This window comes from Halogeometricum rufum, from assembly GCF_900112175.1.
Classification (GTDB): domain Archaea; phylum Halobacteriota; class Halobacteria; order Halobacteriales; family Haloferacaceae; genus Halogeometricum; species Halogeometricum rufum.
The window spans coordinates 1,313,087-1,327,407 of the sequence record NZ_FOYT01000001.1; the positions used below are offsets into that span (position 1 = coordinate 1,313,087).

General features: G+C 69.9%; 14 protein-coding genes. 9 read left to right on the forward strand and 5 right to left on the reverse strand.

The window, feature by feature from the left end; translation table 11 throughout:
* The first annotated feature begins 36 nt into the window (after positions 1–36).
* Positions 37–1,353 carry an oxidoreductase gene (locus BM310_RS06890; protein WP_089805886.1) on the forward strand — a complete coding sequence of 439 codons (1,317 nt, stop codon included), beginning with the start codon at positions 37–39 and terminating at the stop codon, positions 1,351–1,353.
* Between the two features lie 41 nt (positions 1,354–1,394).
* Positions 1,395–2,030 carry a YbhB/YbcL family Raf kinase inhibitor-like protein gene (locus tag BM310_RS06895; protein ID WP_089805889.1) on the forward strand — a complete coding sequence of 212 codons (636 nt, stop codon included), beginning with the start codon at positions 1,395–1,397 and terminating at the stop codon, positions 2,028–2,030.
* 52 nt (positions 2,031–2,082) lie between these two features.
* Here BM310_RS06895 and BM310_RS06900 read toward each other — a convergent pair whose 3' ends face one another.
* A complete protein-coding gene (locus tag BM310_RS06900) occupies positions 2,083–3,249 on the reverse strand; it encodes an ABC transporter permease (RefSeq protein WP_177232549.1) in 1,167 nt (388 codons plus the stop codon).
* Between the two features lie 154 nt (positions 3,250–3,403).
* Here BM310_RS06900 and BM310_RS06905 point away from each other — a divergent pair, with 154 nt between their 5' ends.
* The 4 genes from BM310_RS06905 to trxA all read left to right on the forward strand — a co-directional run bounded on the left by BM310_RS06905 (position 3,404) and on the right by trxA (position 5,658).
* A complete protein-coding gene (locus BM310_RS06905) occupies positions 3,404–4,360 on the forward strand; it encodes an ABC transporter permease (protein WP_143105122.1) in 957 nt (318 codons plus the stop codon).
* A gap of 124 nt (positions 4,361–4,484) precedes the next feature.
* The gene (locus BM310_RS06910; protein WP_089805896.1) at positions 4,485–4,862 is read left to right on the forward strand and encodes a helix-turn-helix domain-containing protein; all 378 of its coding nucleotides are present in this window, start codon (positions 4,485–4,487) and stop codon (positions 4,860–4,862) included.
* Positions 4,859–5,152, forward strand: a complete 294-nt coding sequence (locus tag BM310_RS06915; RefSeq protein WP_089805898.1) for a DUF7521 family protein — start codon at positions 4,859–4,861, stop codon at positions 5,150–5,152. Before BM310_RS06910 ends, BM310_RS06915 begins: the two co-directional genes overlap by 4 nt.
* Positions 5,153–5,226: 74 nt before the next feature.
* Positions 5,227–5,658, forward strand: coding sequence for a thioredoxin (gene trxA, locus BM310_RS06920; RefSeq protein ID WP_089805900.1), 432 nt, complete (start codon positions 5,227–5,229; stop codon positions 5,656–5,658).
* A gap of 56 nt (positions 5,659–5,714) precedes the next feature.
* Here trxA and BM310_RS06925 read toward each other — a convergent pair whose 3' ends face one another.
* The gene (locus BM310_RS06925; RefSeq protein ID WP_089805902.1) at positions 5,715–6,281 is read right to left on the reverse strand and encodes a DoxX family protein; all 567 of its coding nucleotides are present in this window, start codon (positions 6,279–6,281) and stop codon (positions 5,715–5,717) included.
* Positions 6,282–6,466: 185 nt separating this feature from the next.
* On the opposite strand from BM310_RS06925, the gene BM310_RS06930 reads away from it, so the two are divergent.
* Together BM310_RS06930 and BM310_RS06935 are read left to right on the forward strand one after the other, a co-directional pair.
* Entirely contained in the window at positions 6,467–7,945 is a 1,479-nt protein-coding gene (locus BM310_RS06930) for an AMP phosphorylase (RefSeq protein WP_089805904.1), read from the forward strand.
* A gap of 112 nt (positions 7,946–8,057) precedes the next feature.
* The gene (locus tag BM310_RS06935; RefSeq protein ID WP_089805906.1) at positions 8,058–9,017 is read left to right on the forward strand and encodes a ribose 1,5-bisphosphate isomerase; all 960 of its coding nucleotides are present in this window, start codon (positions 8,058–8,060) and stop codon (positions 9,015–9,017) included.
* A 3-nt stretch (positions 9,018–9,020) separates the two neighbouring features.
* Here the strand turns inward: BM310_RS06935 and BM310_RS06940 are convergent, their stop codons facing one another.
* Entirely contained in the window at positions 9,021–10,097 is a 1,077-nt protein-coding gene (locus BM310_RS06940) for a 2,3-butanediol dehydrogenase (RefSeq protein WP_089807064.1), read from the reverse strand.
* A gap of 128 nt (positions 10,098–10,225) precedes the next feature.
* On the opposite strand from BM310_RS06940, the gene BM310_RS06945 reads away from it, so the two are divergent.
* Entirely contained in the window at positions 10,226–10,849 is a 624-nt protein-coding gene (locus BM310_RS06945) for a hypothetical protein (RefSeq protein WP_245778437.1), read from the forward strand.
* A gap of 1 nt (position 10,850) precedes the next feature.
* Here BM310_RS06945 and rbcL read toward each other — a convergent pair whose 3' ends face one another.
* Positions 10,851–12,113, reverse strand: coding sequence for a type III ribulose-bisphosphate carboxylase (rbcL, locus tag BM310_RS06950; RefSeq protein WP_089805908.1), 1,263 nt, complete (start codon positions 12,111–12,113; stop codon positions 10,851–10,853).
* A 165-nt stretch (positions 12,114–12,278) separates the two neighbouring features.
* Positions 12,279–14,243: a DEAD/DEAH box helicase gene (locus BM310_RS06955; RefSeq protein ID WP_089805910.1), complete on the reverse strand. Its 1,965-nt coding sequence runs from the start codon at positions 14,241–14,243 to the stop codon at positions 12,279–12,281.
* Positions 14,244–14,321: the final 78 nt, after the last annotated feature.

The following is a 14,321-nucleotide window of genomic DNA, read 5'->3' on the forward strand; positions in this document are numbered from 1 at the left end:
CCAGCACCTATACTCGCCCCCGCCCTCCCGTCGCGTATGTCCCGTCTCGAATCACCGCTCCGAATCGGCGACGTGCGGGTACCGAACCGGCTCTATCGGTCGCCCCTGCTGGAGTGCGCGGGGAACGGACCCGAGGCGGTGGACCGCCTCGTCGCCGAGTTGGAACCGGCCGCGGCGTCTGGCGCGGGACTCGTCTGTCAGGGCGCGACTATCGTCCGCGGCGAGGGTGGCTGTGCCGCGCCGGGGATGACGCGCGTCCACGACCCCGACTTCGTCTCTCGGCTCTCCCGTCTCACCGACGCGATTCACCGCCACGGCGGGCGCATCGCCGTCCAACTCGAACACGGCGGCCTCAGGAGCATGGAGACGTGGCACGCTGGCTACCGCGAGGACCACCCTGACCTCCGGCAACTCGCCGTCTCCGAACCGCCGCGACTCCTGCGTGCGATGGCCGCGACGGGGTTTCTCGACTACGACGCGCACGTCCTCTCCACCGAGGAGGTGTACGAACTCGCCGCCGACTTCGGCCGGTCGGCGAAGTGGTGCGCCGACGCGGGCTACGACGTGATTCACCTCGCGGGCGCGAACATGGGCCTCGTCCACCAGTTCCTCTCGCCGTTCTACAACCGCCGCGACGACGAGTTCCGCGACGGCGTTCGCTTTCTGGAAGTCGTACACGACGAGATTCGCTCGCGCGCGGGCGACGTGCCCGTGATGACGAAGGTGCCCGCCGAGATGGCCGCCCCGCCCGTCGTCCGCCGCCGCCTCTCCGCCGACGACGTCGCGGGTATCTGCGCCCGCCTCGCCGACTACGGCTACGACGCTCTCGTCCCGGTCAACGGCTCGGTGTTCTGGGACGCCAGCATCGTGAAGGGGAACTACCCGGACCGCGCGTGGCGCGACGACCGGTTCGAAGCGGGGTACGCCGAAGCGTTCGGCGGGCGACTCCGCGCCCGACTCGTCGCTCTCGGCAACTGGCTGGAGTCGAAGGCGTACGACTTCGAACCGGCGTGGAACGCCGACCTGTGCCGGCGCGTCCGGCGCACGGTGGACGTGCCCGTCCTCTGCGAGGGCGGGATTCGCGGCCGCGCGGAGATGGACAGACTGCTCGGAGACGCCTGCGACGCCGTCGGCCTCGGCCGCCCGTTCTACGCCGAACCGAGACTGCCCGCCCGACTGCTCGACGGCGACCCGAAGACGCGCGTCGTCTGCCGGAACTGCAACAACTGCGCCGTCCCGCAGGCCACCGGCGCCGACGGCGTCTGTCGGACGCCCGACGTTCTTCGCCGGGCGGGAGAACTGCGCCGGGCGGGGGCGTACGACCGCGAGGACGCCGAAGCCGACGGGTCGTAGCGTGGGCTAGTCCTTTCTTGTCAGGTGACGTACCGGCACGCATGCACCGACGCGACGTGCTCGCCCTCTCCGGCGCTTCGCTGACCGGGTGCGTCGGGCGACCGGACGACGACTCGGCGGGCGCGGACGCCGCCGAGACGGCACAGACCGCCGATCGGGCGGCGAACCGTACACTCGCGACAGATGGGGGGACGGACCGCACGGCGGAGTCGCTGACGCTCTCCTCGTCGGCGTTCGACGCCGGCGCGACGTTGCCGACACGGTTCTCCTGCGACGGCGAGGGCGTCTCACCGCCGCTCTCCGTCGCGGGCGTCCCCGACGATACCGCGGCGCTCGCAGTCGTCGCGGACGACCCGGACGCCCCCGGAAGCGAGCCGTTCGTCCACTGGTTGCTGTGGAACCTCCCGGCCGACACGGCGGAGATTCCGGCGGACGTGCCCGGCGAGGGGACGGTCCTCGGGGGCGCGCGGCAGGGGACGAACGGCGGAGGCGACGTGGGATACTACCCGGCGTGTCCGCCCGCCGGCGACGGCCCGCACACCTACCGGTTCACGCTGTTCGCCCTCGGCGACAGACTCGACGTGACGGCGGGGGCGCGACGCGACGCCGTCCAGCGAGCAACCGACGACGCGACGCTCGAACGGGCGCGACTGACGGCGACGTACGAGCGTTCCTGACGCGCGAGTGGCCCGGACCGGACCACGGGTCGGACGACGCTCCGATGTTCGCCTACTCCCGGGGGTCGAGTGCGTCCTGTAGCGCGTCGCCGAACAGGCCGAACGCGAGGATGGTGGCGACGAGGACGAGGATGGGCCACGTCGAAATCCACCAGAACAGCGGGAAGTAGTCGCTCATCCCCCAGCGAATCGTCTCGCCCCACGACGGCAGTTCGATGGCGTTCAGTTTCAGGAACGACAGCGACGCCTCCACGAGAATCAGGTAGGGAATCTGCTGGGCCGTCGAGACGACGACGGTGTCGGTGACGTTCGGCACGACGTGCTTGCGGAGGACGTCGAGGTTCGAGGCGCCCGCGCTCTTGGCCGCCGTGACGTAGTGTTCGTTTCGGAGCGACAGCACCTCGCCGCGGACGATGCGGGCGACGCCGCCCCACCCGAGGAGGCCGAACACGAGGACGATGAGAAAGAGGCTCCGGCCGAAGACGAAGATGGCGATGAAGTAGATGACGATGGCGGGGACGGACTGCTGGACGTCGACGTACCGCATCAGGAGGGCGTCGACGGGGCCGCCGAAGTAGCCCGCCGTGACGCCGACGACGGTGGCGACAGGAACGATGATGACCGAGGATACGAGGGCGACTTGGAGCGCGATGCGCGCGCCCTGCACCGTCACCCACACCATGTCGCGGCCGAACGGGTCGGTGCCGAACGGGAACCGGGCCGTCCCGGCGCAGGCGCCGTCGGTCACCGGCCCCACGCAGTTGCCGACGATGAGGTCGTTGATGGTCGTGAACACGGGCGGTTGCGCGGCGTGGAGGACGTCCGGCGTCGCCGGGCCGACGAGCAGGGGGCCGAACAGGCCGACGAGGAAGAAGCCGACGAGGTACGCGAGGCTTCCCGCCGCAACCGGGCGGCCGCGGAACTCCGCCAGCACCTCGGCGGCGCGTTCGGGCCGCGCGGTGACGGCGTGCGCGAGCGAGACGCCGAACGCGCCCAGCGAGAGTCCGAACAGCCAGTCCATCGCCGTCGGGTCGACGCCCGCGACGAACGGATTACCCGACGCGACGACGGCGTAGTCGTAGGCGAACGAGGCGGCGACGACGACGAGGAACGCGGCGAGGACCGCCGCCCGCACCGACCGCTCCGACTCGTCGGTCACGGCGTCCCAGTCGACCCGACCGGCCGCCGGTGCGCCCGGCGATTCGTCCGCGGGTGGCACGAGGTGGGCGACTGCGGCGACGGACAAGAAACTACCGTACGCTGGAATCGCGATTTGAGCAACGTTCATGTGTCATCGCCGGGACGCATCCCACCGTGCATCGCGCCGAACGGCACCGCCGCGGCCGAACGTCGCCCCCGCCCGGGAGGGTCGCGTGAGTCGCCTCGGCTTCCTCCTCCGGCGGAGCGTCTTCGCCGTCGTCGCCGCCGTCGGCGTCCTGACCGTGGTGTTCCTCCTCGTCACCGTCCCGGAGAATCCGAACGTCGCCAAGGTCGAGTTCGCCGCCGCGATGGCCGGTAACGACCCGCAGGCGGCGGCGGAGGCCTACCGCGCCACCCACAACCTCGACCGGTCGCTGTGGTGGCGGTGGACGCACTGGATGGGGAACGTCCTCCGGTTCCGGTGGGGCGTCTCCCAGAGCATGGGCGCGCCCGTCGTGGCGGTGCTGGCGCGCGCCACGCCGTACACGCTCGGCTACCTCGTCCCCGGCGTTCTGGTGAGCGTCGTCGTGGGCGTCACCGCGGGCGTGGCGACGGCGCTTCGGCGGCGGAGTCCCGCGGACCGACTGGGCGCGGCCGTCGCCTATCTCGGCTACGGCGTCCCCAACTTCTACCTCGCCACCTTCCTGCTCATCCTCGTCGGCACGCAGTTCGGCTGGGACGCGACGGGCTTTCGGAACGAACTGCTGACCCCGAAGAACGCGAAGCGGTACGTCCTCCCAACCGTCGTCCTCGCGACGACGCTCACCGCCAGCCAACTGCGCTACACCCGGTCGCTCTCGACGGACCTCCTCGGGCGCGACTTCGTCCGACTCGCCCGCGCGAAGGGCGCTCCCGTCTCCCGCGTCGCCCGCCACGTCGTCCGGAACGCCGCCGTCCCCCTGTTGACGCTCACGTTCGCGGACCTCCTCGGCGTGCTGATGTTGAACGTCTTCGTGCTGGAGTTCGTCTTCGGCATCCCCGGCATCGGAACGGTGAGTCTGGCCGCGATTCGGGACCGCGACGTGCCACTCGTACTCGGGGCGACGGCGCTGTTCGTCCTCGTGGGCGTCGTCGGCAACTTCCTGCAGGACCTCGCCTACGCCGCTCTCGACCCGCGCGTCGAGGAGTGACCGGCCGTGAGAACGGACGCGTTCGAGAGACTGGCCATAATCGAGCGACCGAGAGGCCGTCGGGGAACGAACACGGCGCGACGTTTCCGCGGGGATTATTGTCTCTCGCGGAGGAGTGAGTCCAATGGCACGTGACCGGTCCGCCGAGGAGTCGCCCGAACTCCTCTCCGTCCTCGACGCCCTGGACGACGCGGACGCCCGAGCCATCATCAGAGCACTGGTAGAACCCATGACCGCAAGTGAACTCTCCGACGAGTGCGACATCCCACTCTCGACGACGTACCGCAAGTTGGACCTCCTGACCGACGCGGACTTGCTCGTCGAGGGCACGGAGATTCGCTCGGACGGACATCACACGACGACGTACGAGGTGACGTTCGACGAGGTGCGCATCGAACTCACCGACGACCGAACCCTCGACGTGGACGTGGTCCGCCCCGAAGCGACGCCCGAACAGCAACTCGCGGACATCTGGTCCGCGGTTCGGAGGGAGACGCAGTGAGTCACTTCGCCTCCGCCCCGGCCCTCGCCACCGCCCTCATCGTCGTGCAGACGGGCATCCTCGTCATCGGGGGTCTCATCACCTACTTCAGCTTCAAGGCGTACCGCCGGACCGGCGAGTCGTCGCTCCGGGCGCTGACGCTCGGGTTCGGCATCATCACCTTCGGCGCGACGATCGCCGGCGCTCTCGACGTAATCCTCGAACTGAACCTCGTCGTCGGCGTCCTCGTGGACTCCGTGCTCACGCTCATCGGGTTCGCCATCATCATGTACTCCCTCTACGTCGAGTAGGGGTTCCGAGCGGTGCGATATTATTGCTCGAAGCACACACAACTGTTATATCCGTCCGGTACGAACATCCGCCGATGAGCGAGAAGACATCCGACGCCGACGAACTCGACGAGATTCGTCGTCAGAAGCGCGAATCGCTCGAATCGAACATCGAAAACGGCTCGGAAGCCGAGTCTTCGGACGGGTCGCCGAGCGAACCGGTCCACGTGAACGGCGGCGACGAACTGAACTCCCTCGTCGCCGACGCGGGCGTCGTCCTCGTCGACTTCTACGCGGACTGGTGCGGTCCGTGCAAGATGCTCGAACCGACCGTGCAGACGCTCGCCGAGACGACGGACGCCACCGTCGCGAAGGTGGACATCGACCAGAACCAACCGCTCGCGTCGCAGTACCAGGTCCGCGGCGTCCCGACGCTGCTCCTGTTCAGCGACGGCGAACCCGTCGAACAGGTCGTCGGCGTCCGCGACGAGCAGACTCTCCGCGGCCTCGTCGAACAGTACACGTAAGCGTCGGACTCTGCCCCGACGCGACGGTTCTTTTCGCCTGACCGAACGGAGTTCCCCTAACCGAGCAGGTACGTCACCCGCGGGTACCGCTCCACGAGCGGTCGTCCGCCTATCTCGGCCCGTTCGACGAGGGCGTCGAGGCCGACGATGCGGCCCGCACCGAACGCCGCGACGGCGAGGAACACGAGCAGGTAGGCGAGGTCAGCGTTGACGAAGCCGTGGGCGACGTCCCAGTTCCCGAGGTAGAACAGGAGCATCGTGACCGCCCCCCAGAACGCCGCCAGTCGGGTCAGCACGCCGAACACGAGTGCGAGGCCGATGGCGAGTTCGCCCCACGGGACGGCGACGTTCACGAACGCCACGAACGGGCCGTTCGCGGCCATCGCGACGAAGGCGTCGGCCGCGGGCGACCCGTTCGACACCGTCTCGAACCGGAGGTAGCCCGTGGCGTCGAACCCCGTCAGAAGCTTCTCGACGCCCGAGTGCGTGAAGGCGAGGCCCATCATGAGACGGAGTGCGAGGACGAACCACGCGCTCAGCGAGTGCGCCCGTCCGCGGACGGTGACGCCGGCGATGCTGCTCTCGAACGTGTTCGTCGCGTCGGTGGAAGTCGTCGTAGTCACGGTGAAACACCCGATACCTGAACAGTCGGCCACGGGTTCGATATAGCGGGTCGCTGGTTCTCGAACGCGGAGAACCGGAACGAACCCGGAGCGTCCGGTCCAATCCGGCGACTGCGGCGGCCCTCGGTCCCGGAGATACCACCGTTCGCGGACACCACTATTACTCCCTTGACCGTAGTCGGCCTATGGAACTGACGACTGTCGACATCGACATCGGGACTCGGTCGCCGACGGTCCTGATGCACGGGAGCGACGCCGCCACGCTCGGCCTCCATCCCCTCGACCGGGTGCACATCGGGACGGACAGCGGAACCGTCGTCGGTATCGTCGAACTGAGCGACGAACTCGTCGACCCCGGCGAGTTGGCCGTCACGCGCCGACTGGGCCACGTCGACGGCGTCGTCGAGGTGACGCCCGCGCCCCGTCCGGCGTCCGTCGAGTTCATCCGCAAGAAACTCGACGACGACGAACTCGAACGCGACGAACTCGACCGCATCGTCCACGACATCCGCGAGGACCGCCTCTCGGACGTCGAACTCGGCGCGTACGTCTGCGCCATGTACATCAACGACACGTCGCTCGCCGAGACGATGCATCTCTCGGAGTCGATGGCCAACGCGGGCGAGACGCTGTCGTGGCAGGAGGAAGTCGTCGCCGACAAACACTGCATCGGCGGCGTCAGCGGCAACCGAACCACGCCGATTCTCGTCGCCATCGTCGCCGCCGCGGGCGTCACCGTCCCGAAGACGTCCTCTCGCGCGGTTACCTCCGCGGCGGGCACGGCGGACACGATGGAGGTGTTCTGCCCCGTCGACCTCGACGCGAAGGCGATTCGCCGCGTCGTCACCGAGACGAACGGCTGCCTCGCGTGGGGCGGTGCGGTCAACCTCTCGCCCGTGGACGACAAGATAATCCGCGCGGAGACGCCGCTGTCGCTGGACCCGCACGGCCAACTCGTCGCCTCCGTCCTGTCGAAGAAGCAGAGCGCCGGGTCGACGCACGTCCTCGTGGACATCCCCTACGGCGAGGGCTCGAAGGTGTCGAGCCTAGCGGACGCGCGCGAACTCGCTCACGACTTCCGCCGCGTCGGCGACCACCTCGGGATGACCATCGACTGCGCCATCACCGACGGGGGCGCCCCCATCGGCCGCGGCGTCGGTCCCGTCCTCGAGGCCAGAGACGTGCTGTCGGTGCTGTCGGGGAGCGGTCCCGGTGACCTCCGACGCAAGAGCGTCCGCCTCGCGCAGATACTCCTCGAGTGCGCCGGCGCGGACGCCGACGCCGGCGAGATACTCGAATCCGGCCGCGCACTCGACCGGTTCCGCGACATCGTGGCCGCGCAGGGCGGCGACCCCGACGTGACGCTGTCGGAACTCGTCCCGGGGCGGCACGAACGGACCGTGACCGCCGGACGCGACGGCGTCGTCACCCACGTCGACAACCGTCTGATAAACGAGGTGGCGCGGCGGGCGGGGGCCCCCCGCGCGCCCGGCGCGGGACTGGAACTCCACCACCGCGTCGGCGACGCCGTCGCGCGGGGCGACCCCCTCTGCACGATTCACGCCGAGGACGAGAGCCGACTCGCGGAGGCGACGGACCACGCCGAACGCGCCGAACCCGTCCGCATCCGACCGCCGGACGAGACGCTGGTCGAACGCGTCTGAGTCCCGTCACGCCGCCGGCGGCGGTGGGCCGGCCGTCGCCTGCGGACGGATAGCCTTCGACGACGTTCCGCTACGGCGGAGTCTTTTTTCGCCCGAACGCGAAGGTGACGGCATGGACGACCCCGAATCCCGCGTCACCGAGGAGGTTCGACAGACCGCGGACGCAATCGGGAGGATGGAGATTCGCGGCGCGGCGACAATCGCCGACGCCGCGGCGAGAGCGCTCCGCGACCAGGCGGAAGCGAGCGCCGCCGAGACGCCCGACGCCCTCCGCGCGGAACTGCGCGCCGCCGCGCGCGTCCTCCACGACACCCGCCCCACGGCGGTGAGCCTGCCGAACGCCCTTCGGTACGTCCTGTTGAACGCCGACGGCACCACCGCCGAGGACGTCCGCGCCGCCGTCGCCACCAGCGTCGCGGAGTTCCGCGACCGACTGGAGAACGCGCAGTCGGACCTCGGCCGCGTCGGCGCGAACCGCCTCCGCGACGGCGACACCGTCATGACGCACTGCCACTCGACGGACGTCCTCGCCTGCGTCGAGGCGGCCGTCGAACAGGGCAAGGAACTCTCGGCCATCGTCAAGGAGACGCGCCCCCGCATGCAGGGCCACATCACCGCGCGCGAACTGGACGAGATGGGCGTGGACGTGACGCTAATCGTCGACTCGGCGGCGCGCCGCTATCTGAACGACGTGAACCACGTCCTCGTCGGCGCGGACAGCATCGCCGCCGACGGGTCGGTGATAAACAAGATCGGCACCAGCGGACTGGCGGTCAACGCCCGCGACCGGGGGACGCCCATCGTCTGCGCGGCCCAGACCATCAAGCTCCACCCCGACACGCTCACGGGCCACACGGTGGACATCGAGATGCGCGACGAGAGCGAGGTGATAGACGACGAGACGGCGGCGGACATCGGCGACCCGACGGTGTTGAACCCGGCGTTCGACGTGACGCCGCCGCGGTACGTGGACGCCATCGTCACCGAACGCGGGCAGTACCCGCCCGAGAGCATCGTCACGCTGATGCGCGAACTGTTCGGCGAGGCGACGGTGGAACCGTGGGTCGAGTGACCCTCAGTCGTTCGGCCTGACGAGAATCTTCACGTGGTCGCTCTCGGGGTCGACGAGTCGGTCGAACCCCTCCTCGACGAGCGATTCGAGCCCGATTCGACCGGTGACGAACGGTTCGGGGTCGAGCCGACCGTCCCCGAGCATCTCGATGACCATGCCGTACTCCTCGTCCGACCGGGGGCCGCCGAGGTACGCGAGCGTCCCGGTCAGCGTCCGCTCTCCGAGGACGAGGTTGTTCAGGTGCGTGCTCACCTCCTCCTCCCAGATGCTCACGACCGTCGTCCGGCCGCCCGGTACCGTGCTCTCGACGGCGTCGTTGAACGAGGCTTCGACGCCCGCGACTTCGAAGGCGACGTCGACGCCGCCGTCGGTGTGCGACCGGACGTACTCGACGGCGTCCGTCGCGGACGGGTCTATCAACTCGTCTGCGCCGCAGTCGGCGGCGCGTTCGCGTCTGGCGTCGCGCGGTTCGGAGACGAATATCGTCCCGGCGCCGGCCGCCCTCGCACACTGTATCACCGCCAGTCCGATGGGACCGCTCCCGAAGACGGCCACCGCGTCGCCGGCCTGCAGGCCGGACCGGCGGACCGCGTGGAGGGCGACGCTCAGCGGTTCGACCAGCGCGCCGTACTCGACGGGGACGTCGTCACCGAGGGGAACCGCCTGCTCCGCGTCGACGACGACGCTCTCGGCGAACCCGCCGTTGCCGCCGGAGAGGCCGAGGAACCCGATGGAATCGCAGATGTGGTAGTTCCCGCTCCGGCACTGCCGACACTCCCCGCAGCACAGAATCGGGTTGATTGCGACGGCGTCTCCCTCTCGGAGCGTCGTCACGCCGTCGCCGACTTCGGAGACGAGGCCGCTGAACTCGTGTCCCATGCGAATCGGCGCCGTCTCGCCGGAGACGGGGTGCGGTTCGTCCGCGGGGACGAATATCGGCCCCGCCGTGTACTCGTGCAGGTCGGACCCGCAGATTCCGCAGGCGTCGACGTCGACGCGGACCTCGCCCGCACCGACCGTCCCGCGCTCGACGTCCTCGACGCGGATGTCTCTCCTGTCGTGATAGGTTGCTGCTCGCATCGTGTACATAGTGAACCCATCTCACGATAAATGCGTACTCTCAGTAACTGACACCACTGTCCTCTACTCTCGCCGCCGCCGGTGACGAACACAAGAGATTTAATCGACTGAGAGTTCGTTTCGGTGAGATGTCCTCGCTTCCGCACACCTCCACGCGACTCGTCGTCGGCGTCGGGTCCCTCCTCCTCGCCGTCGTCGCGACGTACGTCGCCGTCTCTGCGCCGGGGTTCCCCGGTCGCGTCAGGTCGTGGCCGCGGACGCTCGTCGGGCGCCTCCGGCGCGACGTACCGCGCGGCGACCGCGCGACGGCGGCGTGGTTCGGCGTCGCACTCTGGTCCGTCCTCGTCACCGGCCTCCACTTCGGCGGCCTCCACTACCGCGTCTACACGACGCTCCCGTGGTGGGACCTCCTGACGCACGCGATGGGCGGCGTCGGCGTCGCCGCCGTCCTCGCGATGACGCACCGTCGGACGCCGGCCGCCGACTCGTCGTGGTGGCTGATACCGGCCGTCCTCGCCATCGGCGCCGGGTTCGAGGTGTACGAGTTCGTTTTCAAGACGTTCTGGTACGACTGGACGCTCCGCTTCTACGTCGTGGACACGGCGATAGACCTCGTCATCAACACCTCCGGCGCCGTCGTCGTCGCCGTCGCCCTCGCGGGCTATCGTCGCCTCGCGGAGTCGACGGACGCGGACCGCGCCGACGAGGCGACGGCGGACGACGCGGCGGCGGGCCTCGACGCGGCGGAGTAGCCTACCGCGGCGTCTCCGTCCCCCACTCCTCGACGGCGGCCGCGAGTTCGGGGCTGTCTTCGGCCGCCGCTTCCAGCGACTTCCCGGCGGCGTAGCCGTCGACGGCCGCGCGGAGGGCCGCCGCGCCCGCCCGCGTGCCGTCCGGGTGGCCGTGGATGCCGCCGCCGGCCTGCACGCAGACGTTCGTCCCCGTCGCGTCCAACAGGTCGGGGACGAGGCCGGGGTGGAGTCCGCCGGAGGCGACGGGGAGCACGTCCGTCGTGCCGTACAGGTCCGAGCGGAGCCAGTCGTTTATGCCGACCGTGTCCTCGTTGGCGAGTTTGCCGAGTCCGGCGGTCCCCGTGTGGAGTTGGTCGACGCCGCAGAGGCGCGCTATCTGCGCGAGGACGCGCATCGAGACGCCGTGGTCGGGGAGGCGGTCGAACGCCGCGTGCATCGCGCGGTGGGCGTGGATGGCGATGCCGTGGTCCTCGCAGCGTTCGCGGACCGTCTGGACCGCGCCCCACCCGGTGGTTATCACGTCCACCATCACGTACTCACAGCCCTCCTCGGCCGCCAGGTCGACGCGTTCGAGCATCGTGTTCGTGTCGGCGGTGACGTTGATCAGGTAGGACTTCGTCTCGCCCGTCTCGTCCTCGGCGTCGTCGCGGAACGACAGGCTCTCGACGAGGCGGTCGTGGTAGGGGTTGAACGATTGGTCGGTGAGGTTCTCGTCGTCCTTCAACAGGTCGACGCCGCCGACCCACGCCTCGTAGCCGACTTCGGCGTGTCGTTCCGTCGAGAGGCCGACCTTCGGCTTGGGGACGGTGGCGAGGATGGGACGGTCGCCCTCGATGCCGAATATCTCCTCGCGGACCGAGGACCCGAACTGCGGCCCGGCGAACGCCTCGACGGTCGCCTCGGGCCACTCGCAGTCGAGGAGACGGATGGTGTCGACCGCTTTCATCCCCATGATGTTGCCCGCGATGCAGGAGAGAATCTGGGGCATGTTGCCGGGTTCGAACAGGCCCGCGGGGTAGGCCACGTCCACCTCGGCGTCGTCGTCGTCGCCGCGGATGGCGAACGCCGTCGCGCCCATGTCGGTGAAGCCCTCGCCCGTCGGGAGGGCGGCCCACGTCCCGTTGGAGGACTCCGAGGCGACCCGCGAGGCGGCCGCTTCGGCGTCCATCCCCTCGGCGGGAGCGATGCGGAACGTACACACGAGGTCCGACTCGTCCGGTTCGTACGACAGGTCGAGAAAGTCCTCGTAGGTGATTCCAGCCATGCCCACGACGTACGTCGCGGGGGGTAATAAAGTCGGGCGGGGAGACGGGTGGCCGTCGCCGCACGGGCGTCCGATTCGCGGTCGGATTCGCGTCCCGGCCGGGGTCGACTCACGGTCGATTCGCGTCCCGGTCGGATTCTGGTCTCGGCCGGGTTCGCGTCCCGGTCAGATTCGGTCGCGCACCTCGCGGAACACCGGCAGGTCCGCGTCCACGACGGCGGCGACGGCGTCCGCCGCGCCGAGCAACCACTCGACGCGTTCGAGGCGGGCCTCCAGGTCCCCCGGCCCGATGCGGTAGCGGTCGACGATGGTCTCGACGGACTCGCCGGCGGTCCAGTCCGCGAAGATGCGCGCGAGTTTGACCGCGCACAGCCACTCCTCGAAGTCGTCGGCGTCGTTCAGACCGGTCGTGAACTCCGCGGCGTGCGTGCTGGCGAAGCGGTACATCGCGGCGCGTTCGCGGTTGCCGAGGTACGTCCCCTGCATGTCCGGCGTGTCGCAGACGACTTCCAGCGCCGTCAGTTCGGTCACGTTCGCGGCGTCCATCGCCGCCGCCGTCTCCACGCCCGCGACCAGTCGCGCCCCCGTCTCGGGCGTGACGTACTGCCGCGAGACGACCCCGCCGAGTTCCGTCGCCGCCAGTCGGTCCGTGCCGTCGGCCCCGTCGCCCGTCCCGCCGCCGGCGTCGAGCATCTCCATCTCGGCGAGTTCCGCGACCACCGAGTCGACGAGACGGGCGCGGTCCACGTCGGGCGACTGGTGGGCGAAGAACGTCGCGTCCAGCAGGTCCACCACGCCCGCGCGGGAGTCGGCGAACCCCGAGGCGACGACGGAGAGCACGTGCGTCCGCAGGGCGTCGCGCGCGGCGAGTTTCGACTGGACGGCCTCCGGCCCGGCGGTGACGTACCGGTCCCACAGTTCGTCGGCGTCCGGGCCGCCGTCGGTTCCGCTCACGAGGACCGCCTCGCCGTACGGGTCGAGGTGGGGTCGGCCCGCCCGCCCGCACATCTGGTGGACTTCGAGGACGGGGAGCCACGCCATGCGCTCGCCGGTGTAGCGCTTCAGGTCGCGGACGACGACGCGACGCGCGGGGACGTTCACGCCGGCGGCCAGCGTCGGCGTCGCGCAGATGACCTTCAGCCGTCGCTCGCGGAACGCCGACTCGACGAGGGCGCGGTGTTCGCTCCGGACGCCCGCGTGGTGGAACGCGACGCCGGACTCGACGGTCCCGGCCAACCGCGAACAGGTCTCCGTCGCGCCGAGTTCGCGCACCTCCTCGGCGAGGGCGTCGCAGTCGGCGGGCGACGCGCCGGTCAGTTCCTCGCGCGCGAGGCGGTCCGCCAGCGACTCGGCCTCCCGACGGGAGCGGACGAACGCGAGACACTGCCCGCCGTTCGCGACGGCGTCGGCGACGAGTGCCGCCGTCGCCTCCGTCTCGTCCTCGCCGTCCGGTCCGGCGGCGTCCGCGTCCACGCCGAGGGTCGAGTCGTCGTCGAACGTCACGTCGCCGTCGGCGTAGACGCCCGTCCGGAGCGAGACGGGACGCCACGTCGTCTCGACCAGTTCGGCGTCCAACCAGTCGGCGATGTCCTCGGGGTTGTCCACCGTCGCAGAGAGGGCGACTATCTGGAGGCCGGGCGCCCGCCGTTGCAACGTCGCCAGCGTGACTTCCAGCGTCGGCCCGCGACCCTCCGACCCGAGGAGGTGGACCTCGTCCACGACGACGCAGGCCAGCGACTCGACCCACGAGGCGCCGTTCCGGATGGCCGAGTCGACCTTCTCGGCGGTGGCGACGACGATGTCCTCCTCGACCAGGTCCTCGTCCGTCGCGTCGAAGTCGCCCGTCGAGATGCCGACGCTCACCCCCGGCAACTCGGCGAACGTCTCGTACTTCTCGCGGGCGAGGGCGCGGAGCGGAACGATGTAGAGGGCGGGTCCGTCGGCCGTGAGCATCGCGAGTTCCGCGATGAACGTCTTGCCGGACGCGGTGGGGATGGCGGCGACGAGGCGTTCGCCCTCCGTGACGCCCGCCTCGACGGCGGCGACCTGCGGCGGGTACAGCGTCTCGATACCGCCGGACTCGTAGTGCTCCAGTATCGGGCCGGGGAGGGGGAGGTCCCGGACGTGCATCGTACGATGCTGGGGCCGTGACGGTATAAAAACCCGCGCCCGTCTGACGGCCGACGTTCCCGTCTCCGAACCTGTTAG

Coding starts and splice junctions, on each gene's coding strand:
- BM310_RS06890 (WP_089805886.1), top strand. CDS start 37: ATGTCCCGTCTCGAATCACCGCTCCGAATCGGCGACGTGCGGGTACCG.
- BM310_RS06935 (WP_089805906.1), top strand. CDS start 8,058: ATGGACGACCCCGAATCCCGCGTCACCGAGGAGGTTCGACAGACCGCG.
- trxA (WP_089805900.1), top strand. CDS start 5,227: ATGAGCGAGAAGACATCCGACGCCGACGAACTCGACGAGATTCGTCGT.
- BM310_RS06955 (WP_089805910.1), bottom strand. CDS start 14,243: ATGCACGTCCGGGACCTCCCCCTCCCCGGCCCGATACTGGAGCACTAC.
- BM310_RS06895 (WP_089805889.1), top strand. CDS start 1,395: ATGCACCGACGCGACGTGCTCGCCCTCTCCGGCGCTTCGCTGACCGGG.
- BM310_RS06930 (WP_089805904.1), top strand. CDS start 6,467: ATGGAACTGACGACTGTCGACATCGACATCGGGACTCGGTCGCCGACG.
- BM310_RS06910 (WP_089805896.1), top strand. CDS start 4,485: ATGGCACGTGACCGGTCCGCCGAGGAGTCGCCCGAACTCCTCTCCGTC.
- BM310_RS06945 (WP_245778437.1), top strand. CDS start 10,226: ATGTCCTCGCTTCCGCACACCTCCACGCGACTCGTCGTCGGCGTCGGG.
- BM310_RS06940 (WP_089807064.1), bottom strand. CDS start 10,097: ATGCGAGCAGCAACCTATCACGACAGGAGAGACATCCGCGTCGAGGAC.
- rbcL (WP_089805908.1), bottom strand. CDS start 12,113: ATGGCTGGAATCACCTACGAGGACTTTCTCGACCTGTCGTACGAACCG.